This window comes from Bradyrhizobium sp. LeoA1Lang, assembly GCF_055413685.1.
The window spans coordinates 1-210 of sequence record NZ_JBVAPG010000726.1 but is presented as its reverse complement, the minus strand read 5'-3'; the positions used below and the strand labels follow the sequence as shown (position 1 = coordinate 210).

At 1.0% G+C, this 210-nt stretch carries 1 protein-coding gene; it reads left to right on the top strand.

The features are described 5' to 3' along the window. On the top strand, nucleotides 1-210 hold a 210-nt coding region (locus ACZYOF_RS45085; protein ID WP_463719735.1), incomplete at both ends, for a hypothetical protein.

Here is a 210-nt window from a genome sequence, read left to right as displayed (position 1 = left end):
AAAAAAAAAAAAAAAAAAAAAAAAAAAAAAAAAAAAAAAAAAAAAAAAAAAAAAAAAAAAAAAAAAAAAAAAAAAAACAAAAAAAAAAAAAAAAAAAAAAAAAAAAAAAAAAAAAAAAAAAAAAAAAAAAAAAAAAAAAAAAAAAAAAAAAAAAAAAAAACAAAAAAAAAAAAAAAAAAAAAAAAAAAAAAAAAAAAAAAAAAAAAAAAA